We start from the raw sequence: 26,070 nt of genomic DNA, 5'->3' as shown, positions 1-26,070 counted from the left end.
CCCCGTAACGCGGAGGAATTTTCCCCTTAATCCTCACCCTCGCCAGCCGTTCTGCCATTCATGAGCGAAACCAGTTCCATCGTAAGCGCCCTCGGTGCCGGTAGCGGCGTCGACATGGTCGCGTTGGCCAACAACCTTGCCCTCACGCAATTCAAGCTGCGCAACGACAGGCTGGCGGCCAAGAAGGACCTGCTGAGCCAGCAAATCTCTTCCGCGTCCTCGATCAAGAACATGCTGACCCAGCTCGCCTCCGCGATGGGCGAGCGTGTGCGCGTGGGCGACCTTTCGCCGCAGCCGAGCGTTGCGAACGGCAGCGTGGCGACCGCCTCGAGCCCGAGCGGAACCCAAGGATCGGGCACCTATTCGCTCGAGGTTCTGGCGCTCGCCAGCTCGCAGACCCTCTCAAGCCCGGCCCTTGCCTCGAGCACGACGGTTGTCGGTGCGGGCAAGCTGACCTTGCGCTTCGGCGCAACGACCGCGGCGGGATTCACCGAAGGCACCAAGGCCGCGGTGGAAATCGACATTCCGACCGGCGCAACGCTGTCCACCATCGCTTCAGCCATCAACGCGAAGAGCTCCGGCGTCACCGCTTATGTCGCGCAGACGAGCTCTGGTGCCCAGTTGGTGCTCAAGGGACCCGACGGGGCCCAGAACGGCTTCATCGTCGAAGCTACGGAAACCGCCGGCCAGGAAGGGCTAGCCGCGCTGGCCTGGAACCCTTCCGCTGGGGGCGCCTCCTCCAGGCTCCTCGCCACCGCAAGCGATGCCTCGTTCAAGCTCGACGGCTTGAGCATGACCAGCGCCAGCAACACGATCTCGAACGTCGCGCCGGGCCTCTCGCTGTCGCTGACCGGTACGAACGCCGGATCGCCGACCAAGATCACCTTTTCCAACCCGTCCAGCACGATCGCCACCGCGATGCAGGATCTCGTTGACGCGCTCAACGAGATCGCCGGCGACTTGAAGGCGGCGACCGATCCCACGTCCGGCGATCTCGCAGGCGATCCGGGCGCCCGCAGGCTCAAGCAGCAGCTGTCGAAGCTGGCGGGCGAGATCGTCATGCCGAATGGGGCCGAAGGCTCGCGAACGCTGTCGGATCTCGGCCTCGCCATCCAGCGCGACGGCACGTTCAAGCTCGACACGACGCGCCTGCAGGCCACGCTGACTCGCGATCCCGCCGGTGTGGCTGCCATGTTCACGACCGGCCTCTACGGTGTCTATTCGACAATCGACAAGGTCGCCCGTGCCGCCACCACCTCGACCGATCCGGGTTCGCTCGGCGGATCGATCACCCGATACCAGAAGCTGTCGACCCAAATCACCGAACAGAGCGCCAAGCTGGCCGATCAGCAGGAAACCCTGCGCGCCAACCTGGTGAGCCGCTTCGCCAAGGCCGACACCCGCATCAGCACCTCGCAATCGACCTTGAGCTTCCTGAAGCAGCAGATCGAGTCCTGGAACGCCGGGAAAGATTGATGCTGGCCTTCACCGACCCGCGCGAAGCCTATCGTCGCAGCGAAATCGAAGCCCGTATCCAGGGCATCGGCGATCCCGGCGACCTCGTCCGCATCTGCATCGAGCAGGTCGTCGGCGGCCTGGGTCTTGCGCTCATCACCAACAAGCGGCCGGACCCTGCGGCCCGAAGCAAGGCGCTTTCGCGGGCCCTTTCGGCCCTCATCGCGCTGGAGATGGGCGTGGACCAATCCGCGCCGCTCGCCCCGGCCTTGATGCAGCTTTACGGGGCGGCGAAGAGGACCATCCTCGACAGCGTCATCTCCTTCGACAGCGAGATGCTCGGGCGGGTCCGGGCCGACTTCATCGAAATCGGCAGGACGCTGAAGAACGCTTGAGTGCGCAGAACCTCCCCCAGCCCACTGGAGGAGGATGAACCTCGCACATCCGTAACATGCCCGTCATATCCCTGCGGCATTCCGGTCCTGAAAACCGGGAATGAGCGGCGTATGATCATGGTCAACATTTTCACTACCAGCCCGCTTGGGGGACCTCAGGGCGACTTCCAGCACGGAGGCGTCACGTTCACGTTCGACCTGCTGGTCGAGGACACTCCCAGGCGGCTTGTCGAAGGCCCCATGTACGCTTTCGTGGATTGGGCGCTTCCCGGTATATCCGGTCTCGAGATGTGCCGCCGCCTGCGCGCCAATCCGCGCACGGCCTATGCCCACCTGACGCTCGTTCTCGAAGAAGACGATCCCGAGGACAACCGCCGCGCGCTCAAGGCCGGGGCCGACGACTACATGGTCGGTCCACTCGATCGTACGCGCGTGCTCGACAGGGTGCTGGCGCTGTTTTCCGAGCGGCAGGATCATCATGCCGCCCGTACGGTGGTTGCCGGCGGCCTGGTGATCGATCTCGTGGCATTTCAAGCTCGCTGGCGCGGCAACCCGATCCGGCTTGCCCCCAACGAGTTCCGGCTGCTGCGCTTCCTCGCCGAAAATCCCAACAAGGCCCACTCGCGGCAGGACATCATCAAGGGCCTGGGCAAAGGCTATGCCCATATCGGCGAGCGCACGGTCGATGTGTGGATGAAGCGCCTGCGCCCTGCCCTGCAGGAAGCGGGTATGGGCGACGCGATCCGCACCATCAGGATGGTCGGCTATTGCCTCGACGTGACCTAAGGAAAAACAACTTTCCTACAAAGGCTTAGGCATCGCATAGACTTGTGGTGCCCTTCCCGCCTTCCTCGCCCGGCGCGTTCAACGCCAAGCTCAATGGTGCGTTGAAAGGTTACACGGGTTTTTCGAAGCACCGCGGAATTCCGCCGAAAAAGGCGTCACCCCGGGAGTTCCGAAACCCCGAAATGCGTGTGCGCAAAGGTTACACTGGGCCGGGACATGGGAAACTCGCCGCCCGCGACCTCAAGCGAGCGGCGGAGGGAGCCGGCTATGCGGCGCCAGCCCCTCCGACACTGACCTACGGCGAAAGCCACCTCCCTGTGACCGCGTCGCGATCACAAGGAGGGTTGAACTCAGAACGTCACCTGCGCCGACAGCGAGATCAGGCGGCCCATGTCGTAAGTGTTCACGTCGATGCGGTTGTCGCCCGCCTGCTGGAACTCTTCGTGACCCGTGCCGAGGATGTTGCGGACCTCGAACTTGAACTCCACTTCCTTGCCGGCCAGTTGCACGCCCTCGCGCGCCACGAAGTCCAGGCGAACGCCAGGCTTTTCGATCACGTCGGGCTGCGGCGGCGTGCCATTGAGGCCGCGGCTCACCACGCGCGAGCTCGCGTAAGTCAGCAGGAAGGTCTGCTGCGACAACCGGTCGGGATGCTCGAGGCCGACCTGAAGGTTGACGATGTGGTCCGATTGCCCAGTCAGCGGCGAACCGTCGCGGAAGTAGTCGGTCGCCAGGCTCGACGATGCGGCATAAACCGCAGTGGTATCGTCGGCGCCGACCTTCAGTTCCGATTGGGTGTAAGTGTAGTTTCCGATGACGACAACCCGGCGGTCGCCCGGAAGAGTACCGGGGGCGAAGTCGAAGTACTTCTGCAATTCGATCTCGCCGCCGTAGAGCCGAGCTTCCGGCGCGTTGGCGTAACTGGTGGTCAGCAAACCGCTAAGCTGGGTCACGAAAGCTTCGATCGGACGATCGATCTTCTTGTAGAACCCGGCAACCGAGAGGCGCTGGTCGGCATCGAAATACCACTCGCCGCGCAGTTCACCGTTCCACAGCTCGCTGTCCACCAACAGCGGGTTGCCGAGGTAGACGCGGTTGCTCTCCGGATCATTGTACGGTTGGTAGATCAGCTCGCGGAACTGCGGCCGGGCGATGGTCTTCGAAGCGCTCGCTCGCAACTGCAGGTCAGGCTGGACTTCCCAGGTGAGAGTTGCGCCGGGCAACCAGTAGCTGTTGCTCAGCGCGGTGCTCGCGGAGGATCCGCTGGGGTTGGTGAACACCTGCACCGGCGTGACCGTCTGGTCGGCCGATTCAAAGCGCACGCCCGCGTCGAGGCTGACCCCTTCGGCAAACTCGATCGTGGCCTTGCCGTAGGCGGCGTAAGTCGTCAGCTCTGCGAGGAATTCCGGGGTGCTTTCGTCTTCCTCGATCAGGCCGATGTCGTAGTAATCGATGACCGAGGGTTGCAGCAGCAGGTCCGGGCGGAACAGCCCAACGCCCGGCTCGAACGTGGATGGAGCGTCAAACAGGAAGCCCCGGCGCGATTGGGTACGAGCGGTATCCTGATAGGCGCCCCCGACGGTGACGGTCACCTCGGGAATGACCTCGTAGCTCAGGTCGAGTCCGCCGGACCACAGGTCCTCGTTGAGGTCCGAGAACGCAATGTCGGCCGAGCCGCTGTTGCGGTTCAGGCGGTTGACGAAGTAGGCGCCGAGCGGATCGGTCGCCGAATTCGAACGTACATATTCGAACGAGAGCTCGTACGGGGCTTCGCGCTGCGAGTTCGCGTAGCCCGCACGAACGTCCAGCCCGACGCGATCGGCGATTTGGAACTCGCCGACGATCTGGGTGTCGATCAGCTGCCGTTCGTACCAGGCCGTATCCTGCTGCAGGAAATCGGCGACGCCTTCGTCCTTCTTGCCCTGGGCCAGGCGCGCCTGTTTGATCGTGTCGCGAATGAACAGGTTGGTCCAGCGGATGGTGTGTTCGCCGAACTCGTAGCCCAGGCCAATGAGCGCGTTGGTAACCATGCGCTGGTCGGTCGTCACGCGGCGGAAATCGCTGTCGAGTGTAGAGAGATCGGCGCTGAGCGAGGTCTGCTGGATCGCATCGCGGTTGAGCCACTTGCTGCTGAATCCACCGCCCACGATGAGGCCGAGCTCCCCGTCGCCCACCTCCCAGGAGTCGCCGCCCGAAAGCGACATCGAGTAGTTGGGCGGAAGGTGCTTCCAGCGCTGGACGATCGCATTCCGGCCGTTGACCAGCTCGCGGGCGATTGCCTGCGTATCGACCGTGCCGTCGCTGATGCGGGCGCCACTGTCGAAGAAGGCCTGCAGGGCCGGCGGAATGTCGCGCTGGCCGTTGTCGAAGCCGGTCCAGTCGGACGAGCTGCCGTAGAAGTCGTAGCCGAGCTGGTTGGTCGTCTCGGTGTCCCACTGCCCGCCGACCCCGACGGTAAGGAACGCTTCGGCCGGAATTGCCTTGGTAGTCAGGTTGATGACCCCGCCGCCGAACTCGCCCGGATAGTTCGCCGAGTAGCTCTTCTGCACGAGCGAGGAAGCGATGACGCCAGTCGGGAACAGGTCGAGCGGCACCACGCGCCGCAGCGGTTCGGGGCTCGGCAGGGGCGAGCCGTTGAGCAGGGCCAGCGAGTAACGGTCACCCAGGCCGCGCACGTAGACAAAGCCCGATCCGACCACGCTCAGGCCGGTCACGCGGCCAAGCGCGCCGGCGATGTTGCCTTCGCCGGTGCGGGCGATCTGCTCGGTCGTGAGAACCGAGAGAACCTGTGACGCACCCTGGGTCGGATCGCGGTTGATGCGCCCGGTGACGATGATCGCACCGCCGGGGATCGAGATGTCGGTATCCTCGACCGGCTGGTCCGCGGGAGCAGACGCTGTGCCGTCGTCCGGAGTGGCTGCTTCCTCGGATGCGGCCGCTGGAACGGCATCCTGCGCCCATGCCGATATCGGGCACGTAAGCGCGGTGGTTAGAAGAAGCAGCCCCGCCAGCTTCTTGCCAGTGGTCATAACCTGGACCCCCATGGGTAAAACAAAAAACAAGACCGGGCCGGGCCCGGATACGACGAAGGGGCGGCCCCGGAATGTCTCCGAGGCACGCCCCTCCAGTTCATTACGAGATGGTAGGCAGGCTGGTGCAGTTGCCCGAGTTGTCGGTTCCGAAGTTCGCCAGCGCGCTGTTGCAGGTCCACCCGGCGTACCAGGTGTCCGCGGCATCCTTCACCGCGCCAACATAAGTGGTCGAGTCGAAGAACGAAGAGATGGTCTTCGGATCGGTCGCCACCAGTGCCGTCTCATTGGCGCCATTGATGAACAGGCCGGTCAGAGTGTTGGTGAAGGCGTCCTTGTTGTTATTGCCGGTAAAGACCGCCGCAACGTCAGCCGCGGTGAAGGCGACGCCGGTGCTGCCGCTGCCGATGAACTTGGTGGCGTTGCACTCCAGTGCCACCGAGCGAGCCAGCAGCGTGTTGCGCAGCGCAGTCGATCCCGTTCCGTGACGACGGACGCACTCGTTGTTCGGCGAAATGATCATGCCGTTGACGAGAGTGATGTCCGAGTTGCCGCGGAAGAGCGCCGACGCCTGGTCGTTGTTGTCGTTATTGACGCTGGCCTGGCGCTGGATGGCAGTGAAGTTCGCCACCTTGAGGTTCGTACGCGGTGTGTCGGCTTCGTTGCCGTTGCTGTCGATTTCGAACAGGGCGTCACCGATCCCGTCGCGCTGAAGGAGCAGGGCATATTGAACGTTGACGCGCGCCCCCGTGTCGACGTCGAGGCTGTCGTCGTCGGCGCCGGTCGCGATGTAGTACTTCATGTTGAACTGGCCGCCGAAGAACTCAGCACCGTCGTCCGAGCTGTTGTGGCTGTGGATGTGATCGATGGTCGTACCGCTGCCGACGCCTTCCGCGGTGAGAGCCTGGAGCTCCACGTTCTGACCCAGGACGAAGCCCGAATAACGGATCTGCACGTAGCGCAGCGAGCCGGCATTGTAGGTGTCGTCCGCACCGCCGAAGCGGGCCGGATCCGGTGCACCTTCAGTCTGACGTTCGCAGGTTCCCGCGGCGACCGAACCCGTCGTGCAATCCGTTGTACGGGCGCGGCCCATCAGCACGACCCCACCCCACTGGCCCTGCGAGTTGTCCGTGTTGAGGCCAAGGACGTTGTCGCGGCTGGTGAAGATGATCGGCTGGGTGGCCGTACCGACGGCGCTGATCGTATTGCCCCGGTTGACCGCGAGCCAGGACTGGCCCGTACCGCCGAAGAGGATCACGCCCGGCTCGATGGTAAGCTTGACGTTGGTGTCGCTGGTCAGCGTGGCAGTGGGGCATCCGACGGTGGAGGTGGCGAAGGGCGCTCCGGCAGTCGGGGCCGAGAAGCCGCCGTCGCAACCCACGTCCACGCGGCCGTTCAGGCGGTAGAGGACGCCGGGAAGGCGCGGCAGAGTGCTCGACGCGCGGATAACGTGGGGCAAGTCGCAAACGCGCCATTCGCCAGTCGGCCCGGAAATCGTGCCTGCGTCGGTAAGCCCCTGCGGATCGGTGATGGTCGGGCAACCCGAGGCCGGAGTCACCAGGGCTGGCGCCGTTGGCGTGGGCGTCGGCGACGGGCTGGGCGCCGGAGCCGGTGGGTTGATGATGACGTTGCCACCGGTACCCGGTGAAGCGATGTCCTCGGGACCGCAGGCGGCCAGCGCCAGGACACTGCAGCCAAGAACGAGCGAGCGAGAAATATTAGTCACGAAGCGGTCCCCCTCAAAAATCCGGGAATGCGGATGGCGCGATTCGAAATTCGCGACTCGCCAGTTAGGACCGGGAGGTGACAGTTTTTTTTCAAACTTCTCCAAATAGATATATGTCCGAAATATTACATTTATGACGACTCTTGATGTTCATTCATTTTTTCATGATTTCACTTTTATGACAGTATTACATTTTCATTGCAGATGGATTTGAGCCGGCGCACTATCGCCAGGTAGCAAGCGGGGAGAAAAGCCATGGCTGCAATGTTTGTGCTATCGGCGGTGATCGCCGTGCATTCAGTTACTTCGGTGCCGGGTCCAGAACCCGTGGTCACCGAAGTCAAGGAAGTCGCCTTTGAATCTCTGATCGAGGGTCGGGCCGAAGAGGCTATCGTCACTCTCGAAGCTCAGCGAGCCAACGAGCCTAACGATCCAGCTGTGCTGATCAATCTCGGCACCGCCTATGCGAAGACCGGCCAGTGGGCCAAGGCCGAAGCGGCCTACAAGGCCGCGATGGCCAGCAGGGTCGGGTATCAGCTCGAACTCTCGGATGGCCGCTGGACCGACTCGCGCTCGGCCGCCCGTCGGGGGTTGCGCAGCCTCGGGACCACCTCGCTCGCAATGCGCTGACGCGCAGCTCATTGGGTCAAGAGCCCAAGGTCGCAAAAGAGGGCCCGGGGGAAGCACCACCCGGGCCCTTATTCTGTCCGATCGTCACGGAACGGTCATCCGACTAGTCGTGCGGCTTCATCCCGTAGGGCAGCTCTGACGTGAACGCCTCGACGCGCTCAATCTTGCCGTCGACGAAGCGCAGCAGGACCACGACCTGGTAGGTCAACGGATATCCGCTTCCCCCGCTGGCGGGCAGATCTTCGAACAGGCGGTAGGCGATCAAGCCACGGCTTTCGTCGGCCGCGAGCAGTTCCTTGTCGCGTATCCGCTCGATCGCCGCGAGCGGGGCCGAGCCGAACGCTGGAGCGCAGGCAGCCACGTCCTGGCCGTTCACTACCCACCGGCAGTTGTCGGCCAGCCCGGCGGGAGCCTTGCCGTCCTTGGCGGTCATGGCAGTCTGGAACGCCTCGGCGCCCGCAATCATCGCCGCGCGCGAAGTACGCCTGCCTTGCGGGACGACGGCGAACGTCGGTCCCGCAAGCGGCTCGACGTAGGGCGTGCCGTATTCCTTACGCCGGATCAAAGCGTCGATACCGCCGATCTGGCGGCCTGCGCTGGTAACCGTGATCGCGGCCCAGGCCGGCTGGCCGTGCTCCTCCACCCGGCCGATCCACACGCCCTTGCCGGTCTGGGCATCGGCGACGACCAGCGGCTTGGCGTCGATGGCGGTGATGCCCTGCCAGATGCCCTCGTTGACGCGGATACCGACGCTGTTTTCAGCATAGGCGACTTTGTCCGCCCAGGGCAGCTGCTGCCACTGCCCGCGCACGGGATAGGCCTGCATGACCGCGTTGGTGTTCGCCGCGACACAAGCCGTGTCGCAGGCGGCCGGGTCAGGCTGGTGGGACGGCGCCACGGCCGGGCCCCAGAACGGGTTCTGCTTGAAGTAAGGCACGTAGGTGAACACCGCCTCGATCCGCTGGATCTCCGCATCCTTGATCCGGAACGCTTCGAGCAACGTGATCGAGTTCGGCCACTTGAGCGCCGTCTTCATCTCTCGCCCATTGGTCAGCAGGTAACGGTCCCACTCGTTGGCGTGATCGAAGAAGCCCCGGCCCACGGCCACGCCGCGTTCTTCGTCGATGATGAAGAAGTCGCGGCGGATGCGTTTGTTGATGCGATAGAGTCCAAGTTCGAACTGCGCCCGGCAGCCCGAGGCGATCGCCGCCGCGTTGCCACCCCCGCCGCCCGGAGGCGGGGCGGTGGTGGAGATGCCGTTTTCCAGCCGCGCGCAGTCCTCGGAGAATGGCGCGAAGACCTGGCCGTCGTTGACCTCGACCGTGTCGAAGTAGGAGTCCGCAATCGCGTGCATCCGCTCGCGGCTGCGGCGCTGCTCGGGGGGGAGGACCTGATTGAACTCCGGGTCATGGACCATCTTGCTCACGTCACCGAACGGCGCGGGGAGCGAGGTCTTGCGGTGGACCACGCTCTCGATCTCGTCGATCTTCCCGTCGGCCACATGGATGCGGACCGCGTAGATCGCGGGCACACCGTTCTCCTTGACCGAGCCGAACCACGCGGCATTGCCAGTGGTGGGGTCGGCGGTTTCCAGGCCGACCGCATCGACGCCGGTCACCGTGTTCCACAGCCCCTCGCCCACCGGGATGAACACGTTGTTCTCGGCGAAGCGCACATTGGCGGCGAGCGGGAGACTCGAGGGATCGCGCGCTTCCAGCGCCTTCATGTGAGCCTTGAGCAACCCGATAAGGCATTCGCGGTCACAGGCGGGAATGCGCACCGCGCTATCCTCGCCCGGAGCCTGGGCGGCCAGCGGCGTCGCGGCGAGCACGAGGCAGCCCGCCACCAGTCGAGTAATCGCACGCATCCTCATTATCCCCCTATTGTGCCTTGGCGGACGCGTCCGCGTAATCCTCGTTGCCCCGTGCGATCAAATAGGCGTGGATCGCCTCGACATCTGATGGCGAGAGCACGTCCGCAAAGCTCGCCATGCCCTTGTCGGCGTAGAGCCCCTTGAGGACGATGTCGTTGAACTTCGCATGAGTGTCCGCGGTCATGAACCGCAAGTCCTTGACCCCGCCCACAGCATTGTCGCCGTGGCAGCGATTGCAGGTCTGCCCGAACAGCGCCCGGCCTTCACCCACTTGCGCCTCGGAGGCCCGCAGCATCGGCGGGCGTGGGAGCGCCGAGGGCGGTGGCAGAGGCGGGAGCGACACGCCCTTGGCGTCGAGCTTGAAGACCAGCAGTTTCGCCGTCGAGGTCTGGAACGGCCCGAGGTTGTAGACCGGTGATCCGCCCCACCCCGCGTTGATCGCAATATATTGCTCGCCGTCGATCATGTAGGTGATCGCCCCCGCCACGGGCGCCTGGTCGATGTTCATCTCCCAGAGCTTGGCCCCGGTGTCGGCCCGATAGATCGCCAGCGTCTTGTCGATCGTCCCCTGGATCAGGAGGTTGCCCGCCGTCGCCAGCACGCCGCCCGAGCCCGGATGGGCATAGGGCACGCGCCAGGCCTCGCTCTGCGTCACCGGGTTCCAGGCCAGCAGATAGCCCTTCTCCTTGGCGTTTGCCTCTTGTTGCAGCTTGGCGCGCAGTTCCGGCATGTTGCCGTAGCCCTGCCCGCTATTCGAGCGGTGGTGCACGAAGTTGAACGCGCCATCCTCCGCGCGGGCATAGATCGAAGGCTGCTCCTGCGCGCTCAGGTACATGAGGCCCGTCAGCGGGCTGTAGGCCATCGGATGCCAGGTATGCGCGGCGAGCCAGCTCGGGCTCATCAGGTGCGGCGTCGTGGTGTTGTGCGCGCCGGGCTGGAGCACCGGGCGCCCCGTCTCGAGGTCGATGCGGCTCGCCCAGGTGTTCTCCGACACATAGGTCTCGGCAGAGATCAGCTTACCCGTCGCCCGGTCGAGGACGTAGAAGAAGCCGTTCTTCGGCGCCTGCATGATGACCTGGCGCGGCTTCCCGGCGATCTCCATGTCGGCCAGCACCATCGGTTGAGTGCAGGTGTAGTCCCACTCCTCTTCGGGGACCATCTGGTAGTGCCACTTGTACGCACCCGTGGTCGCATCGACCGCGACGATCGAGCAGAGGAACAGGTTGTCGCCCTTCCCCTCGCTGCGGAAGTGCCACATGTGCGGCGAGCCGTTGCCCGTGCCGATGTAGACCAGGTTGAGCTTGGGATCGTAAGCGAAGCTGTCCCACGCTGTGCCGCCGCCGCCGTACTTCCACCATTCACCATGCCAGGTCGGCAGCGCGATCTTCATCGCCGAGTCCGAAGCTTCGCCATCGGGTCCGTCCGCCGGGTTGCCGGGCACCGTGTAGAACTTCCACAGCTGCTTGCCGGTCTCCGCGTCGTAAGCGACCACGAACCCGCGCACGCCGTAGTCCGCGCCGCCGTTTCCGATCACGACCTTGCCGTCATAGACCCGCGGAGCGCCGGTAATCGAATAGGCGTCCTTGTCGTCGAAGGTCTGCTCGGACCAGACTTCCTTGCCCGTCTTGGCATCGACCGCGATCAGACGCCCATCGAGCGCGCCGATGTAGATCTTGCCGTTCCACGCCGCGATTCCGCGAGCCGATGGACCGCAGCAGGCCAGCCGCGCCCACTCAGCGCCAACCTTGGGATCATAAGTCCATAACTTTCGACCCGTTTTGCCGTCATAGGCGGTGACGATGTTGTAGATGCTGACGTTGTAGAGCACCCCGTCGATCACCAGCGGGCTCGCCTGAACGCCGCGGAAGGTCTCGAGGTCGTCGTACCAGGCGAGGCCGAGGCGCCCGACATTGCTATCGTTGATCTGGTTGAGCGGGCTGAAGCGCTGTTCGTCCCAGGTGCGGCTGTAGGACTGCCAGTCACCCACGCTGGCCGGTGCATCGGTATTGCGCATGGTGTCGCCGGTCACTTCGGCCGGCCCGGCGCTCAACGCCATGCCGTTGGCCAGGAGTCCCAGCGACGCGATGGCCGCAATCGCCCGCGCACTCATCCTCGAAGCGGTGAAGTCCGTCACCCGTCCCATCCCCAATCCCGATACCCTTGTTTTGCCGTTCTTTGCCGGGCGCGAGCGCTCCTGTGAAGCCTCAAGCGAACTTTCTGCGGCAATCACCCTTCCAACCCGTCCGCTGCGCTCTATGATGCTGCCAAGACTAGAAAAGCGAGAGGGAGAGATCATGAAGAACGGCGCGATGCTTGGGGCCCTGTTGGCGGCGGGATGCGTCATTCTCCCGCTGTCGTCGGCCAGTGCCGACATCCGCGTCAACGGCAGCCGCATCCACCCCGAGAGCATTACCGCCGACGCGGCAGGCAACATCTACACCGGCAGCGTGCCGGGGACGATCTACCGCGCCAAGCCCGGAAGCGACACCGCCGAACCGTGGATCGTGCCGAGCGCGGCGAACGGACTGACCTCGCAGCTGGGCGTGCTGGTGGACGATGCGCGCGGGGTGCTCCTGGTCTGCAACAACCCGCCCTTCGGCGGTCCGCCTCAGTCCGGCGCGAAGTCGAGCCTCAAGGCGTTCGACCTCAAGACCGGCGAACTCAAGGCGAGCCATGACTTTCCGACCGGCGGGCCGATCATCTGCAATGACATCGCCGTCGACCGCGGCGGGACGACTTTCGCAACGGACACCTCGGGCGGGCGCATCTTCGCGCTGGCACCGGGTGGCAGCGAGCTGACGGTCTTCGCAGCCGATCCAGAACTGGTCGGAATTGACGGTATCGCCTTCGCCGCAGACGGCGCGATGTACATCAACAACGTGCGCAAGAACACGGTCCAGCGGGTCAACCGCAAGGGCGGCGGCGCCTATGAAGGCCTGACAACCCTCACCCTCTCCGAGCCCGTGAACGGCCCGGACGCGCTGCGGCCCGTCAGCGGCAACCGCTTCCTCCAGGCAGAGGGCCCCGGCAATCGCGTAACCTACGTCGATATCGAAGGCGACCGGGCGATCATCACCCCGATCAAGACCGGCCTCGATTCCTCACCCGGCGTCACCCACATTGGCAACACTGGCTACGCCACCGAGGGCAAGATCAACTACCTGTTCGACCCGGCCCTGAAGGAGAAGAGCCCAGACCCCTTCTTCATCCGCAGCTTCCCGCTCAGCGGCCAGTGAAGGCAGTCGAAGGCAAGACCGCCTTCGTCACTGGTGGAACGAGCCGATCGGCTCGACATGGCGAAGGTCTTTGCCGGGGCAGGGATGACGGGGTCCCGGCCGACATCCGCGAGGATCGCATCCCCAAGAATACCCGCGGCTCCGAGGCGCCACGCCCCAAACGCCAGGCCGCTATCCTGCGCGCTGGAAGAGGACAAGCAGCGCGAGGCGACCGCGCCTGAGTTGAGACCGGGGCTGGTTGAAAGCCCAAATCCATCGCGAAGCGCTGTAGGGTAGACGACCCGCGCACTGCGGGTTTTTCCCTATGCAAGCAAACCCTTAACAATCTTAACATTTCTGTAGATGCAGTAGCCGGGTCTGTAGAACTTTTTCCGGGTGAGCGGCCTGGCGGCAAAGGCAGCCGTCACGCCGACGCTTGCCAGAACAGAACCGGGTGAGAGCCGGCCAAAGCTGAACAGGGGGGCTCATGCATCCCGTCGATACTTTCGAACTCGTTCTGTCGCTTCTCGCTGTCGTGGTCGCGCTGCATTGGGCCGCGCAACGCGCGGGCTTTCCACCCTCGATTGCCTTGCTCATCGGGGGTGGTGCGATGGCCTTTATTTCAGGCCTGCCGCCGGTTGAACTCGACCCGGAGCTAGCGCTGGTCCTGTTTCTCCCGCCGCTGGTTATGGACGGCGCTTACTACACGGCCTTGGGGCGTTTTCGGCGCCATTTGCCGGGGATATTGTCGCTCGCGATCGGCGCCGTCATCTTCACGACGCTTGCGGTGGGCCTCGTGGTGCACTGGCTCGTGCCCGGTCTCCCGTGGGCTGCTTGTTTCGCGCTCGGGGCTATCGTTTCTCCGCCCGATGCAATTTCGGCTCGCGCCGTGCTGCACCGCGTAACGCTGCCCCGTCGGCTATCGGCCCTGCTTGAAGGGGAAAGCCTTCTGAACGACGCGACCGGCCTGGTGCTGTTCCGTTTCGCAGTGGCCGCCGCCCTGAGCGGGGTCTTCGATGCAGGCGCCGCCCTTTCGACTTTCATCGTGCACGCGTTCGGCGGCGTGGCCGCGGGACTGGCGGTATCGGCGCTCTGGATCTTCGCGGTGCGCCATCTGCGGGACTCGACCCTGATCATCATGGCCAACACCCTGATGTGCTGGGTCGCCTATATCGCCGCCGAGACCCTTCACGTCTCCGGCGTCATCGCCACGGTCATCGCGGGATTGGTGCTGGGCTGGTACCAGCACATCATCCTCCCGGCGCGCATCCGTCTTCGCGGCGCGGTCGTATGGCAGACGCTGGTGTTTACGCTGGAAGCGCTGGTCTTCATCCTCATCGGCTTCTCACTGCGCGGCGTGCTGGATCGCGTCGGCGGCATCGAAGCCGTCACGCAGACCATGGCGGTTCCCATCATCGGCGTGGTACTGGCGGTGACGGTGGCGCGCTTCGTGTGGGTCTTCGGCACCGATCTCGTTCAATACGCGCTCTGTGCGATGGGCATGACCTACCCCCGCCCGCTGGGCCCAAGAAAGGCCACCGTGCTGTCCTGGACCGGCATGCGTGGAGTGGTAACCCTGGCGGTGGCGCTGTCCTTGCCCGCGGCGATGCCTGGGCGGGACCTGATGTTGGTGACGGCCTTCGCGGTGATCTTCGCCACGATCGTGCTGCAAGGCGCCACTCTGGGCTGGCTGATCCGAATGCTGAAGCCGGTGGACCGGGATCCCCCAGCGCAAATGAGCATGGCCGAAACCGAAGCGGCCATCGAGCGCGCGCGGGCGGAGGCGATGGAGGTTCACGCCTATGCTCCAGACGGCACCCTGATCCACCCGAACCTGCTCGACGAATCCCGCAAACGCCTTGAGATCGTCCAACGCTATGCGGCCGACGAAGAGGGTTATGCGGAAGGCTTTCGGCTGCATTTCGAGGTGCAGCAGCGCACCCTTGCCGCAGGACGCGCCGAACTTCTGCGCATTCATCGCGCGGGCCTGATCGAAGACGAGGTCCTGCACGATCTGGAGCATGACCTGGATATCGAGGAACTCGCCATCATCCTTCAGCGAGGGGAATGACCCGCACAAGCCCTTGAATTAACAAAAACTGCTTTCCTACAGACGCTCGCCTGGTCCAGGGCGGCAGTGGCTCTTTCGTATCGTTGGATTGGCGTTTGTGGCGCGCGCCGACTCCCCGAGCTTGTCTCGGGGAGGGTGGTGGGCCCCTCCAAGTTGACACTTTTTTTCCGCAGATCCCCGGGAAAAACACGCAAGTTGACACTCTTGTGAACTAGCCCCGCGACGGTGTCACCCCGTCACCCCTAAAGTGTCAACTTGGCCCGATACCCTGCTCCCCCCAACCCGGATCGAAGTGATGGCCCTCGCTCCAGACCTCTGTAATGATCACGCCACACCGCGCGTGTTGGGATGGCCCGATCGAATGGCGGCGCGGCCCGCGGTAGGCGCGCTAGCCCGTTTTGCAGGGGCCCGGTGACCTGCTGGCCGGGACAGGATAGGTACTTCGGATGCCGACACGATTCCCGGAAGTCCGCGCCGCGCTGGACGAGCTCCGCGCCCTCTACGATGCCTCGGTGGGGAACCTGCGGGATGCGCTCCAGCTCTACGCGGAGCAAGGCACGCCTCCGGCGCTCGAAGCGCGCCGTCAAGGGGCCTTCGCCTATCCCGAGCTTTGCGTGGCATACGAACCTGGGGGCACCCCGCCACCGCTTTCGCGGTCGTACGCCCGCCTTAACCAGCCGGGGCTCTATTCGACCAGCATTACTCGCCCCGACCTCTTCGCCGACAGCCTTACCGAACAACTCGACCAGCTGGTCGGCGATTTCGGGGCCACGGTCTCGGTAGGGCGTTCGGCGAGCGAGATACCCTTCCCCTACGTACTCGATGGTTCGGGGATCGAACTCGGCACGATCAGCGCGGCGGACCTCGCAAGACACTTTCCCTCGACCGAGTTGGTCCACATCGGGGACGAAATCGCCGATGGCCTCTACCAGCACCAACCTGGTAAGCCGCGACCGCTCTCGCTGTTCGATGGGCCCAGGACAGACTTCAGCCTCGCGCGCCTCAAACACTACACCGGCACCCCGCCCGAGGACTTCCAGCACTTCGTGCTGTTCACCAACTATGCGCGCTATGTCGACGAGTTCATCGAGTTTGCCACCGCGGCATTGAGGGAGCCCGGCAGCGATTACAGCCGGCTCGCCGTGCCGCGCGGAAGCTACACTCGCGACGGCCTGGTAGACCCGCAGGCGCAAGTCGCAGCCGGATCCTGGCGCAAGTACCAGATGCCCGCCTACCACTTGGTCGCTGAAGGGAAGCGCGGCATCACCTTGGTCAACATCGGCGTCGGCCCATCGAACGCCAAGACCATCTGCGACCACCTGGCCGTGCTTCGCCCGCACGTCTGGCTGATGATCGGCCACTGCGGCGGGTTGCGTGAGAGCCAGAAGATTGGCGACTATGTCCTGGCCCACGCCTACCTGCGCGACGACCACCTGCTCGACGACCTGCTGCCGCCCGAGATCCCCCTTCCTGCCATTGCAGAGGTCCAGCAAGCGCTTTTCCAGGCGACGCTAGCGGTCACCGGCGAGGACGAGGACGCAGTCAAGACGCGCCTGCGTACGGGTACCGTGGTGACAACCGATGACCGCAACTGGGAGCTTCGGTACACCCGCTCCGCGCTGCGTTTCAATCAGAGCCGCGCGGTCGCGATCGACATGGAGTCGGCCACGGTCGCTGCGCAGGGCTATCGCCACCGCGTCCCCTACGGGACCTTGCTCTGCGTCTCCGACAAACCCCTGCACGGAGAGCTCAAGCTTCCGGGCCAGGCCAACGCCTTCTACCAGTTCGCCACCCACCAGCACTTGCGCGTGGGGATCGAGGCGCTCGGCATCTTGAAGCAGGACGTCGAGGCCTTGCACAGCCGCAAGCTGCGCAGCTTCGACGAGCCACCGCTACGCTAGCTGCCAGCGCAGGGTCTGCCCCGCATGGAACGGCACGACATCAGTGCCATTCACGTCGATCACGTCCGGCACTTGCACTTCCGTCCGCTTCAGGGTCACCGTACCCTCGTTGAGCGGCAGTCCATAGAAGCGCGGCCCGTTCTCACTGGCGAAGGCCTCGAACCTTTCGATCGCACCCTCGTCGTCGAACACGGTCAGGTAGCTCTCGAGCGCGAAAGGCGCGTTGAAGATGCCCGCGCAGCCGCATGCCGATTCCTTGGCCTCCCGGGCATGGGGTGCCGTGTCGGTGCCGAGGAAGAACTTGGGCGACCCCGAGGTCGCCGCGCGGCGCAGCGCCAACCGATGCTTCTCCCGCTTGGCCACCGGCAGGCAGTAGGCGTGAGGCCGGATGCCGCCCACGAGCATGGCGTTGCGGTTGATGTGAAGATGCTGCGGCGTGATCGTCGCTGCGACCTTGGGTCCGGCGGCTTCGACGAAGTCGACCGCGTCTTCGGTCGTGGCGTGCTCGAACACCACTTTGAGCTCGGGCAGGTCATAGAGCAGTGGTGCGAGGATGCGCTCGATGAACACCGCTTCCCGGTCGAACACGTCGATCTGCGGGTCGGTCACCTCCCCATGGACGCACAGGACCATGCCGATCTCCTGCATCCGCTCCAGCACCGGGCGGATGTTGGCCACGTCCGTCACGCCGTTGTCGGAGTTGGTCGTGGCGCCCGCCGGGTAGAGCTTTGCCGCCGTGAACGCGCCCTCTTCGAACCCTTCGGCGAGGTCATCGGGATCGGTCGCGTCGGTCAGATAACAGGTCATGAGCGGCTCGAAGTCCGTCCCGGGCGGCAGGGCCGAGAGGATGCGCTGGCGGTATGCGGCCGCCCCGGCGGCTTTCGTCACGGGCGGCACGAGATTGGGCATGACGATGGCGCGGGCGAACTGCCGGGCCGTCCATGGAGCGAGACCGCGAAGGATCTCCCCATCGCGCAAATGGACATGCCAGTCGTCGGGTCGACGGATGGTCAGCGAATCGGTCATGCCGGGTCTCTCGTGGCTAGCGAAAGTGACGAGGGGTGACAGGGGTGACACTGTTCTGAATGTGTCAACTTGGCGCCGGAAAGTGTCACCCTTGCCCGTAAAGCGGCGAAATTCGGTCGCTGGAAGACAGGGTGATCAGGGCTCATTTCCAAGCCCATGGCACACTGGCGCGGAGTAGGACAGACCTGCTTGCTTGACTATCGTCGCGCCCCGCCCAACTTGCGGTCCATGGCCCACGAACGCTTGTTCTCCCGCGCGGTAATACGCATCACCCCTGAAGATCCGGCCGAGGATGCAGCCCGCTTCCTCCAGGCTCTCGTCACCAATGACGTAACCGGCGAACTGCCGGTCTACGCCGGATTGCTGACCCCGCAGGGCAAGGCCCTGTTCGATTTCATCGTCTGGCCTGGCAGCCATGGGGCCCTGTTGCTCGACTGCGAGGCCGAGGCGGCCGAGGACCTCGTGCGGCGACTTTCGCTCTACCGCTTGCGGCGCAAGATCGGGATCGCGGTCGACCCCTCGCTCGGTGTGTACTGGCAGGCGGAAGTAGGAGATGGCGGCGCCCCCGATCCGCGCCTGCCGGGGCTCGGCCAGCGCTGGATCGCTGCCGTTTCCGATGAGGATCAATCAGTCGACGCCGAATGGCAGCGGCACCGCCTCACACTGGGCGTGCCCGAGGGCCGAGCCGAACTTGGCGACGTCTTGTGGCTGGAAACCAACGCCATGGAACTCGGCGGGGTGTCATTCTCCAAGGGCTGCTACATCGGACAGGAGAACACTGCGCGGATGAACTGGCGGCAAAAGATCAACCGGCGTTTGCTGGTCGTGCCGCTCGACCAGTCGGAAGAGAAGCGGCGCAAGGCCGCCTATCCTGAGCTCGGGCTGGCCATCGATCACTGGCGGGTGGAGGACATCGCCCCGGCGCTGCTGCCGCATTGGCTGGAGCTGGCGGAACCCTCTGACGACGCAGGCTAAGGGCCTGTGCACGGGCGGCGCAGATTGGGGCCTCACTGCCCGCGCTTAGATGCTCTAGTGGGCCGTCCGCAGTCGCAGACCTAGCCCGCGATGTAGCCGCTCTTCACATAGGCCGCTGTCAGCATGGCCTCGGCATGATCGCGCGTCGTGTCTCGTGGGACCTGCAGCGAATGGGCGAGGCGTTCGCCCATCATCGCATCACCCAGTGCCATCAGCACCAGCGCCAGCGTCGCCTCGTGCATCGTGCGCTCCGCGCCCGGTGTCAGCTCCTGAGGATGCAACTCGTCCACCAAGCTGTGAATCATGTCGATGATCGGATCGAGTGCATTCTCGTTGCCGGTCAGGATCATCCAGGTCGCGAGCGCCCCACCGCCTTCGCGATCCATGATGTCGAAAGTCAGCTCGACGATCTCACCGGGCGTACCCAGACCGGCACGCGTGGCGACCGCCGCCTCGGCGATCGAGGCGCAGACGGTGGCGGCGAGATGCTCGGCCAGGGCCTGCTGCAAACCGGACGCGGAGCCGAAGTGGTGCAGCAGGTTGGCGTGTGTCCGATCGACCCGAGAGGCCACGGCCTTCAACGTCACCGCCTGCGGACCGGCTTCGATCAGCAAGGCTCGCGCGGCTTCGAGAGCCACGCGGCGGCTCTCATCCGGGGTCAGGCGCTTTCTTATTGACATGTTTGTCAGTTAATCCCACCCTGCTTCCATGAACGCACCTTCCCACTTCGGCGAGGATGCGGCAAGCGCCGCCGCGCCGGCATCCCACACCTTAACCGTACGCGATCGCCGGTTTGGCCGGAGTTCAAGGCAAGAACGCTGGTGGCTGGGCGGCGATCCCGTCGCGACGGCCTGGTTCAACGCCTTGTCCGCGACATTCCCTCGCGGGGAGGCGCTGTTCATCGACTCGGTGCGGGCTTTCCGTGAGGGCGCCTCCCCCGAACTCGAAGCCGAGATCCGCGCCTTCATCAAGCAGGAGATCAACCACACCCGCGAGCACCTGGCCTTCAACCGCGCGGCGGAGGAAGCGGGTTACGACATGAGCCGCATCAACGATCGGGTTGGGCGGCTGATCGAGCTTGTCTATGCGCGGCCAAAACATGGCTGGCTCGCGGTCACCATTGCACTCGAACATTTCACCGCCATGTTCGCTCACCAGTTCCTGCGGCATCCGCAGCACTTCGCCGGAGCCAAGCCCGACCAGGCCGAGCTGTGGCGCTGGCATGCGGTTGAAGAGATCGAACACAAGGGCGTCGCCTACGACACATGGCTCCACGCGACCAAGGACTGGAGCCGATGGAAGCGATGGAAGGTGAAGAGCCTGCTCATGCTGGTGATCACCAAGCGTTTCGTGACCAACCGCTCGCGCGATGCGCTCGACCTGCTGGCGCAGGACGGCATCACCGGCTGGCGGGCGAAGGCGCGGCTCGGCTGGTACCTCGCTGGGCAGCCGGGCATCCTGCGGCGGGTGTTTCCCGAATGGTGCGCCTATTTCGTGCCCGGCTTCCATCCGTGGAACCAGGACGACCGGGCGCTGATCCAGCGCTACGATAGCGAGTACGCCGCGGCGGTAATGCCGGCCGAGTAGCCATTGCGGAGGGTCGCCTCGCGGCTCATAATCGCGCGATGCGATGGAGCCCGCTTCTGCTGCTGGCCGCACTGAGCGGTTGCTCGGAGAGTGTCGATACCTTCCACGTCTATGATCCGGACGGAAGGGTCCGAGCGGCCCATGTGCAGCTCTGCGGTACCGAGACTCCGATGCTCCAGCACGGGAAGTACTTCTTCGCCGGTGTTCCGATCACGTGTGAGGGTAGCGGCCAGATCCACTTGGCATACCGCGACGGAGACCGCGCTGACTGCGCAATCGGCCACGTGAGCACCGGCTCGCAGCAGTGGTATTTTCGCGCCCAGAAGGCGAGCTGCGAACCCCGGGAGATGCACGGCTAGCCACTTTTCCGGCAGACGTTATGAGGGCATCCGGCAACAAGGGGGCATCGTCGCGTGGAATTACCTGAAGACATCTTCACCGAACCGGAGAACGTCGATCCGGAAACCTTGCACAACCTCGGCCCCTTGCGCCGCCTCGCGGGCACCTGGGAAGGTTTGCGCGGCGTGGACGTCAATCCGAAGGCCGACGGTCCCGAGCAGCGCGACTTCCGCGAACGAATCGAGATGGTCCCGATCGACCCCCAGGCCAACGGGCCGCAGCTGTTCTATGGCCTGCGTTACCACGTCCATATCAACACGCCTGAAGAGGACATTACCTTCCACGACCAGGTCGGATACTGGCTGTGGGAGCCTGCGACCGGTCTTGTCCTGCAGACGATCGCGATCCCGCGCGGGCAGGTGGCGATTGCGGCGGGCCACGCCAACCCTGACGCAACCAAGCTGGTGCTGTCCGCCGAACGGGGGCAAACCGAGTACGGCATCTGCTCGACGACCTTCCTCGAGCTGGCCTTCCGCACCGATTCCTATCGTATCGAGGTCGACTTCCACGAAGACGGCTCGTGGAGTTATGTCCAGGACACGATGCTGATGGTTCGCGGCCAGGACACGCTTTTCCAGCATCGTGACCGCAATCGCTTGAGCAAGATTGTAGAGCCAGACCTCAACCCGTGGTCGAAGATTTTGCGGGCTAAGTAAATGAACCAATCCTCCCCGAGCCATCTCGGGGAGGACTATTGGCTCAAGCCGCTACCGGCATTCGAGCAGAGCAATCCTCGCTCAATTCGGCCGAATATTCGACCGACAGCGAAGTCGTTCCCCGCGCCAGGCTTGGGCGCTTGCTGGTGCGACCGGTGGGCACGAAGCCGACCTTGCGCAACACCCGGCCCGAGGCCGGATTGTCGGCAAAGTGGTCGGCCCGCACACGGCGGTATCCGATCGCCTGGGCGAGCTTGAGGATCGCTTGGTTCGCTTCGGTGGCATAGCCCTGCCCCTGGTGCGAGCGAGCGATCCAATAACCGATGGCCGGCTCGCCCTGCTCTTCGTGGAAGCCGCAGACGCCGATGATCCGCCCGCCTTCGTCAGGTACGGTGATGAGAAAGCTCGGCAATTTGTCCGGCTTGGGCGTGGTCAGCCACTGGCGGGCATGGTCCATGTGGTAGGGCCAGGGAACGCGAGCAAGGTTGCGCACGATCGATTCGTCGCCGATGGCGCGCGCCAGTTCCGGCGCGTCCTCTATCCAGCCAGGCCGCAGGAACAGCCTCTCGGTGCGAATGAACATCCAACGTACTCCCTTGCTCCGCCGCGCGCCTTAGGAAGAGCGCGTGACAGTGTGATTGCGAGGGAGAAAAACAAAAAGGGAGACGGGTTGGCCCGTCTCCCTCTTGAGCCGGATTGATCCGGCCGGGCCATCCCTGAGGATGACCCCTTTAGCGAGTCATCCGATTATTCGGCGGCTTCTGCCATAGCGTCCACGGACACGTACTTGCGGCTCTGCTTGCCATCGTGGAATCGCACCTTGCCTGCGGTGAGCGCAAAGAGGGTGTGATCCTTGCCAATGCCGACGTTCACGCCCGGATAGACGCGGGTGCCGCGCTGACGGATGATAATGTTGCCGCCGACCACTTCCTGGCCGCCGAACTTCTTCACGCCGAGGCGACGGCCAGCCGAATCGCGACCGTTGCGCGAGCTACCGCCTGCTTTTTTATGTGCCATCTCGAACTACTCCTCGGACTTCTCTTAGTCGGCCTTCTTGGCAGCCGGCTTCTTGGCCGGTGCCTTCTTGGCGGCGACGGGCTTCTCGGCAGCGGCTTCCGTCTTCGGAGCCGGCTTCGCAGCCTTGGTTTCCTTCACAGCGGCCGGAGCGGCTTCAGCCTTCGGCGCTTCGGCCTTCTCAGCAGCAGCCTTCTTCGGGGCTTCCGACTTCGCATCGCCGACTGCGACGATTCGCAGCAGGGTCATCTGCTGGCGATGACCGGCCTTGCGGCGGTAGTTGTGCCGGCGGCGCTTCTTGAAGACGACGACTTTCTCGCTCTTCGCCTGGGCAATGATCTCGGCCGAAACCTTGACCTTGGCGGCATCCTTGAGGTCGCCACCTTCGCCGGCGAGCAAAACGTCACCCAGCGTGATCGTGTCGCCGGCTTCACCCGCCAGCTTCTCGACCGCGATCTTGTCTCCGGGGGCGACGCGATACTGCTTGCCGCCCGTGCGCACTACTGCGAACATGGTCTTCAAATCCGTTCGTTACGACTGCCGCTTTCCCGGGATATCCCGTGTAAACGACAAAAAAGGCGCCCAGTGGGGCACCGGAAAGTGCGCCGCCGTTAGGCCAACAGCCTGTCTCTGTCAACGCTCCGCCGGAGCATTTTCGGCTCGGCAACGCTGGAAACCGCTTCAGTGCACAGCTAAGGCCGTCCCGATGCGTTTCAAGCCCACTGCCCTCCCCTTGCTCATCCTGGCATTACCGCTGACCGCCTGCGCCAGCGCGTCCGACGCTTATCCGAGCCTGGCGATCCGCGAGGGGGAGAGGGTCGAAGGGACGATGACGCCCGTCATCCCTCCCGTCATTCGGCCTGCCGCGCCCGCCGGTGTGCTCAGCCGCGTGGACCAGCTGGAAGCCGAGGCCTCCAGCGCCAACCAGGCCTTCATGTCGGCGACTCCGGCCGCGCGCCGAGTGGTCGGCGCGGCTCGCGGGCAGGACATCGGCAGTGAGAACTGGTCAGTGGCGCAAGTCGCGCTGGCCGGGCTCGAGGCCGAACGCAGCAAGGCCATGACCGCGCTCGCCGACCTCGACCGGCTCTACGTCGATGCCGGAGTCGCGGGCACCGAGATTGAGCGAATCGCTTCCGCCCGAGAGAGCGTCATGTCGCTGGTCGAACAGCAGGACGCCGTGCTTGAGGAATTGGCGGGGAGCTTGCGCTGATGGGGCTCAACTGTTCCACCTGCCCCGTCAGAGATCGGGCGGCCTGTTCGGTGCTGACCGATGGCGAGCGCGAAGCGCTGGCTCGCTCGGGCCGCTCGCGCAAGCTCAGGCGTGGTGAAGTTCTGTTCGCCGCGGGTGACGAAAACACCGCCTGCGCCACTCTGCTCAAGGGCGCGCTCAAGGTGACCAGCGTCGACGAACAGGGCACCGAGCGAATCCTCGCCATCGTTCACCCCTCGGGCTTTATCGGCGAACTGTTTGCGCCTTTCGCTCACCATGACGTGGTCGCCCTCACCGACAGTGAGCTGTGCGTGTTCCCCCGTAGCGAGATGGGCCGGGCGATCGACCTCAATCCCAGGTTGAGCCAGGCCTTGCTGCGGCGCTCTCAGGAAGACTTGCTCCAAAGCCGCGAACTCCTCGCCCTCAGCGGCCGCCGCAGCGCGCCGTCTAAGGTCGCGGGTCTCGTGATGGGTATCGCCGAAGGGGCGAGCGATTCGTCGTGCCACGCGGCGCGCGAATTCGAGCTTCCGCTGACTCGCGGCGAGATCGCGGGAATGCTCGGACTGACGATCGAAACTGTCAGTCGCGCGCTGACGAAGTTCGAGCGCGACGGGGTCATCCGACGAAGGGGAGCGCGCGGAATCGAGTTGCTCGACCCGGCACAACTGGGTTGGGTCGCAGAGGGCGCGGAACTCTAGACCCGACCTGGCTCAGTTGCCGTTGGTGGCGTTCCTGGTGCGCTGCAGTTCCCGAGTCTTGTCACGCGCCTCCCGTTCTTCCTGCTGCCATTGCTCGGGCGTGCGGCAGACCTTGGGGCCTCGCACGCGCGAGCCGACCGGCGTCAGCCTGCGGCAGGTCAACTTTTCAGTCGACCCATCGGCGTTGGTCACCGTGACCGGGTCGGCAGTCCGATCCTGGGCACGAGCCGGCATCGCCGTCGGCAAAATCGATACAGCCAGCACCAGCGAAAGGCCTGTCAGTTTAGTAAGCGACATTGAAATCATCAGCCCCCAAGTTTCATTCGATACAATCGCTCCTTGGATCGGTTTTTGCAAGCGGGCGGATGATCGGCTCGGGAAGCCTGGTGCGCGGGATCGATTGGCTCGACCCCGCGCGGCTGGGCCAGGGTGTGGAAGGCGCGGTTAGCGGACCACCGCGGCGATAATCACCGCAGCAAGGCCCCACAGCAGGATCAGAACCGGGAGGATCAGAACCTGCACGGCGGCTGCCCCAGCAGTGCTGCGGCCATACGGGGTCATCACCCCGCGCTGTTGGAAGCGGCTCCAGCTGGTCAGCTGTTGCGGGTTGAGCGGCCCCATTTTCATCCACATCGCCGGCACAGCGAAGAACATCGCGACGAACACGATGAAAATCGCCATCGGTACGATCAGGCCAGGATTACCAAAGCCCACGGCCATCACGCCCAGGAAGCCGAAGTAGGACGCCGCGGTCCCGACGTAGAGACCAGCCGGAAGTTCGAACGTGCGGTCGACCGAAGTCGGCAGGCTCAGCGCGGGTTCATCCAGAACGATCGCCTTCTCGGCGACAACTTGGCGAGTCAGTCTTTCGGCCATGGTTCACTCCTGTCTGTGAGAACAGGCATGCGCCGAATCGGCCAGAAGCGCTTTGATGGCGATCAAATCCTCAACGCTACGCGACAGGGAGGATCGAGGATTACCCCCAGCGCTTAAGGTCGGAATGATCCTGCTGGCGAGGTTCGATCCAGTGCCAGCCGTCAGCACGTTTCTCGCGCTTCCAGAACCAGGCGTTGCTCTTGAGGTGATCCATCGCAAAGTCCGCGGCTTCGAAAGCGTCGCGCCGGTGGCGTGCAGCCGCGGCAACCAGCACGATGGGCTCGCCCGCTCGCATCAGGCCGGTGCGGTGGATCAGGAGCAAGCCGTCCAGAGGCCAGCGGGCCAGCGCCTCTTCCGCGAGCGCTTCCATGCCGGGCTGCGTCAGCGGCTCGTAATGGCTGAGCTCGAGCGCCTCGACCCCTTCGTCGGGGCGCACTTTGCCGACGAAGCTGGCGATACCGCCTGCCGCCGGATGGGTTGCCGAGAAGGCCGCCAGCTCGGCCTCCGGAACCAGAGCATGATCGAGCAGCCGAACGTCCCGCGCCATG

The 26,070-nt window shown here is 64.5% G+C and carries 25 protein-coding genes; 13 read left to right on the top strand and 12 right to left on the bottom strand.

Annotation, left to right across the window (positions count from 1 at the left end; translation table 11 throughout):
* Window positions 1-60 precede the first annotated feature (60 nt).
* The 3 genes from fliD (at window position 61) to KK137_RS02420 (ending at window position 2,636) form a co-directional block, all read left to right on the top strand.
* Window positions 61-1,476 carry a flagellar filament capping protein FliD gene (fliD, locus tag KK137_RS02430; RefSeq protein ID WP_214534455.1) on the top strand — a complete coding sequence of 472 codons (1,416 nt, stop codon included), beginning with the start codon at window positions 61-63 and terminating at the stop codon, window positions 1,474-1,476.
* Window positions 1,476-1,850 carry a flagellar export chaperone FliS gene (fliS, locus tag KK137_RS02425; protein WP_214534454.1) on the top strand — a complete coding sequence of 125 codons (375 nt, stop codon included), beginning with the start codon at window positions 1,476-1,478 and terminating at the stop codon, window positions 1,848-1,850. The genes fliD and fliS overlap by 1 nt, the downstream gene beginning before the upstream one ends.
* Window positions 1,851-1,961: 111 nt before the next feature.
* Window positions 1,962-2,636 (top strand): response regulator transcription factor, encoded by a 675-nt coding sequence (locus KK137_RS02420; RefSeq protein ID WP_214534453.1) that lies wholly within the window; start codon window positions 1,962-1,964, stop codon window positions 2,634-2,636.
* Window positions 2,637-2,986: 350 nt separating this feature from the next.
* Here KK137_RS02420 and KK137_RS02415 read toward each other — a convergent pair whose 3' ends face one another.
* Together KK137_RS02415 and KK137_RS02410 are read right to left on the bottom strand one after the other, a co-directional pair.
* Entirely contained in the window at window positions 2,987-5,665 is a 2,679-nt protein-coding gene (locus KK137_RS02415) for a TonB-dependent receptor domain-containing protein (protein WP_214534452.1), read from the bottom strand.
* A gap of 103 nt (window positions 5,666-5,768) precedes the next feature.
* The gene (locus KK137_RS02410) at window positions 5,769-7,391 is read right to left on the bottom strand and encodes a hypothetical protein (protein WP_214534451.1); all 1,623 of its coding nucleotides are present in this window, start codon (window positions 7,389-7,391) and stop codon (window positions 5,769-5,771) included.
* Between the two features lie 255 nt (window positions 7,392-7,646).
* Between KK137_RS02410 and KK137_RS02405 the strand changes: the two genes are divergently transcribed.
* Complete coding sequence (locus tag KK137_RS02405; protein WP_214534450.1) at window positions 7,647-8,021, top strand: tetratricopeptide repeat protein; 375 nt, start codon at window positions 7,647-7,649, stop codon at window positions 8,019-8,021.
* A 103-nt stretch (window positions 8,022-8,124) separates the two neighbouring features.
* On the opposite strand, the gene KK137_RS02400 is transcribed toward KK137_RS02405, so the two are convergent.
* Window positions 8,125-9,888 carry a DUF8021 domain-containing protein gene (locus KK137_RS02400; protein WP_214534449.1) on the bottom strand — a complete coding sequence of 588 codons (1,764 nt, stop codon included), beginning with the start codon at window positions 9,886-9,888 and terminating at the stop codon, window positions 8,125-8,127.
* A gap of 13 nt (window positions 9,889-9,901) precedes the next feature.
* The gene (locus KK137_RS02395; RefSeq protein ID WP_338027939.1) at window positions 9,902-12,028 is read right to left on the bottom strand and encodes a PQQ-dependent dehydrogenase, methanol/ethanol family; all 2,127 of its coding nucleotides are present in this window, start codon (window positions 12,026-12,028) and stop codon (window positions 9,902-9,904) included.
* On the opposite strand from KK137_RS02395, the gene KK137_RS02390 reads away from it, so the two are divergent.
* The 3 genes from KK137_RS02390 (at window position 11,979) to KK137_RS02380 (ending at window position 17,081) form a co-directional block, all read left to right on the top strand.
* On the top strand, window positions 11,979-13,130 hold the full coding sequence (locus KK137_RS02390; RefSeq protein ID WP_214534448.1) for an SMP-30/gluconolactonase/LRE family protein: 1,152 nt from the start codon (window positions 11,979-11,981) through the stop codon (window positions 13,128-13,130). The two genes, KK137_RS02395 and KK137_RS02390, sit on opposite strands and share 50 nt — an antisense overlap.
* Before the next feature lie 466 nt (window positions 13,131-13,596).
* On the top strand, window positions 13,597-15,180 hold the full coding sequence (locus tag KK137_RS02385) for a Na+/H+ antiporter (protein ID WP_214534447.1): 1,584 nt from the start codon (window positions 13,597-13,599) through the stop codon (window positions 15,178-15,180).
* Window positions 15,181-15,626: 446 nt separating this feature from the next.
* The gene (locus KK137_RS02380) at window positions 15,627-17,081 is read left to right on the top strand and encodes an AMP nucleosidase (RefSeq protein ID WP_214534446.1); all 1,455 of its coding nucleotides are present in this window, start codon (window positions 15,627-15,629) and stop codon (window positions 17,079-17,081) included.
* Here the strand turns inward: KK137_RS02380 and pyrC are convergent.
* A complete protein-coding gene (pyrC, locus tag KK137_RS02375; protein WP_214534445.1) occupies window positions 17,073-18,107 on the bottom strand; it encodes a dihydroorotase in 1,035 nt (344 codons plus the stop codon). The two genes, KK137_RS02380 and pyrC, sit on opposite strands and share 9 nt — an antisense overlap.
* 228 nt (window positions 18,108-18,335) lie before the next feature.
* Here pyrC and ygfZ point away from each other — a divergent pair, with 228 nt between their 5' ends.
* Window positions 18,336-19,082 (top strand): CAF17-like 4Fe-4S cluster assembly/insertion protein YgfZ, encoded by a 747-nt coding sequence (gene ygfZ / locus KK137_RS02370; RefSeq protein WP_214534444.1) that lies wholly within the window; start codon window positions 18,336-18,338, stop codon window positions 19,080-19,082.
* An 80-nt stretch (window positions 19,083-19,162) separates the two neighbouring features.
* On the opposite strand, the gene KK137_RS02365 is transcribed toward ygfZ, so the two are convergent.
* Window positions 19,163-19,762 (bottom strand): TetR/AcrR family transcriptional regulator, encoded by a 600-nt coding sequence (locus KK137_RS02365; RefSeq protein WP_214534443.1) that lies wholly within the window; start codon window positions 19,760-19,762, stop codon window positions 19,163-19,165.
* Window positions 19,763-19,790: 28 nt separating this feature from the next.
* Here KK137_RS02365 and KK137_RS02360 point away from each other — a divergent pair, with 28 nt between their 5' ends.
* Genes KK137_RS02360 through KK137_RS02350 form a run of 3 tightly spaced genes read left to right on the top strand, consistent with a single transcriptional unit; the run spans window position 19,791 to window position 21,724 of the window.
* Window positions 19,791-20,669 (top strand): metal-dependent hydrolase, encoded by an 879-nt coding sequence (locus KK137_RS02360; RefSeq protein WP_214534442.1) that lies wholly within the window; start codon window positions 19,791-19,793, stop codon window positions 20,667-20,669.
* Window positions 20,670-20,707: 38 nt separating this feature from the next.
* Window positions 20,708-21,028, top strand: coding sequence for a hypothetical protein (locus tag KK137_RS02355; RefSeq protein ID WP_214534441.1), 321 nt, complete (start codon window positions 20,708-20,710; stop codon window positions 21,026-21,028).
* 54 nt (window positions 21,029-21,082) lie between these two features.
* Entirely contained in the window at window positions 21,083-21,724 is a 642-nt protein-coding gene (locus KK137_RS02350; RefSeq protein WP_214534440.1) for an FABP family protein, read from the top strand.
* A 43-nt stretch (window positions 21,725-21,767) separates the two neighbouring features.
* Here KK137_RS02350 and KK137_RS02345 read toward each other — a convergent pair whose 3' ends face one another.
* The 3 genes from KK137_RS02345 to rplU all read right to left on the bottom strand — a co-directional run bounded on the left by KK137_RS02345 (window position 21,768) and on the right by rplU (window position 23,251).
* Entirely contained in the window at window positions 21,768-22,307 is a 540-nt protein-coding gene (locus KK137_RS02345; RefSeq protein ID WP_214534439.1) for a GNAT family N-acetyltransferase, read from the bottom strand.
* A 164-nt stretch (window positions 22,308-22,471) separates the two neighbouring features.
* Window positions 22,472-22,741, bottom strand: coding sequence for a 50S ribosomal protein L27 (gene rpmA, locus KK137_RS02340; RefSeq protein ID WP_214534438.1), 270 nt, complete (start codon window positions 22,739-22,741; stop codon window positions 22,472-22,474).
* Between the two features lie 24 nt (window positions 22,742-22,765).
* On the bottom strand, window positions 22,766-23,251 hold the full coding sequence (gene rplU / locus KK137_RS02335) for a 50S ribosomal protein L21 (RefSeq protein ID WP_214534437.1): 486 nt from the start codon (window positions 23,249-23,251) through the stop codon (window positions 22,766-22,768).
* A 193-nt stretch (window positions 23,252-23,444) separates the two neighbouring features.
* Here rplU and KK137_RS02330 point away from each other — a divergent pair, with 193 nt between their 5' ends.
* Window positions 23,445-23,948, top strand: coding sequence for a hypothetical protein (locus tag KK137_RS02330; RefSeq protein WP_214534436.1), 504 nt, complete (start codon window positions 23,445-23,447; stop codon window positions 23,946-23,948).
* Complete coding sequence (locus KK137_RS02325; protein ID WP_214534435.1) at window positions 23,948-24,646, top strand: Crp/Fnr family transcriptional regulator; 699 nt, start codon at window positions 23,948-23,950, stop codon at window positions 24,644-24,646. Before KK137_RS02330 ends, KK137_RS02325 begins: the two co-directional genes overlap by 1 nt.
* 12 nt (window positions 24,647-24,658) lie before the next feature.
* On the opposite strand, the gene KK137_RS02320 is transcribed toward KK137_RS02325, so the two are convergent.
* The 3 genes from KK137_RS02320 to KK137_RS02310 all read right to left on the bottom strand — a co-directional run bounded on the left by KK137_RS02320 (window position 24,659) and on the right by KK137_RS02310 (window position 26,069).
* Complete coding sequence (locus KK137_RS02320; protein WP_214534434.1) at window positions 24,659-24,943, bottom strand: hypothetical protein; 285 nt, start codon at window positions 24,941-24,943, stop codon at window positions 24,659-24,661.
* Window positions 24,944-25,090: 147 nt separating this feature from the next.
* Window positions 25,091-25,522 (bottom strand): hypothetical protein, encoded by a 432-nt coding sequence (locus KK137_RS02315; protein WP_214534433.1) that lies wholly within the window; start codon window positions 25,520-25,522, stop codon window positions 25,091-25,093.
* A gap of 100 nt (window positions 25,523-25,622) precedes the next feature.
* Window positions 25,623-26,069 (bottom strand): molybdenum cofactor biosynthesis protein MoaE, encoded by a 447-nt coding sequence (locus KK137_RS02310; protein WP_214534432.1) that lies wholly within the window; start codon window positions 26,067-26,069, stop codon window positions 25,623-25,625.
* Window position 26,070: the final 1 nt, after the last annotated feature.

The sequence above is a fragment of the Croceibacterium selenioxidans genome (assembly GCF_018599195.1).
Classification (GTDB): Bacteria; Pseudomonadota; Alphaproteobacteria; order Sphingomonadales; family Sphingomonadaceae; genus Croceibacterium_A; species Croceibacterium_A selenioxidans.
This window is presented reverse-complemented; position numbering and strand designations above follow the sequence as displayed.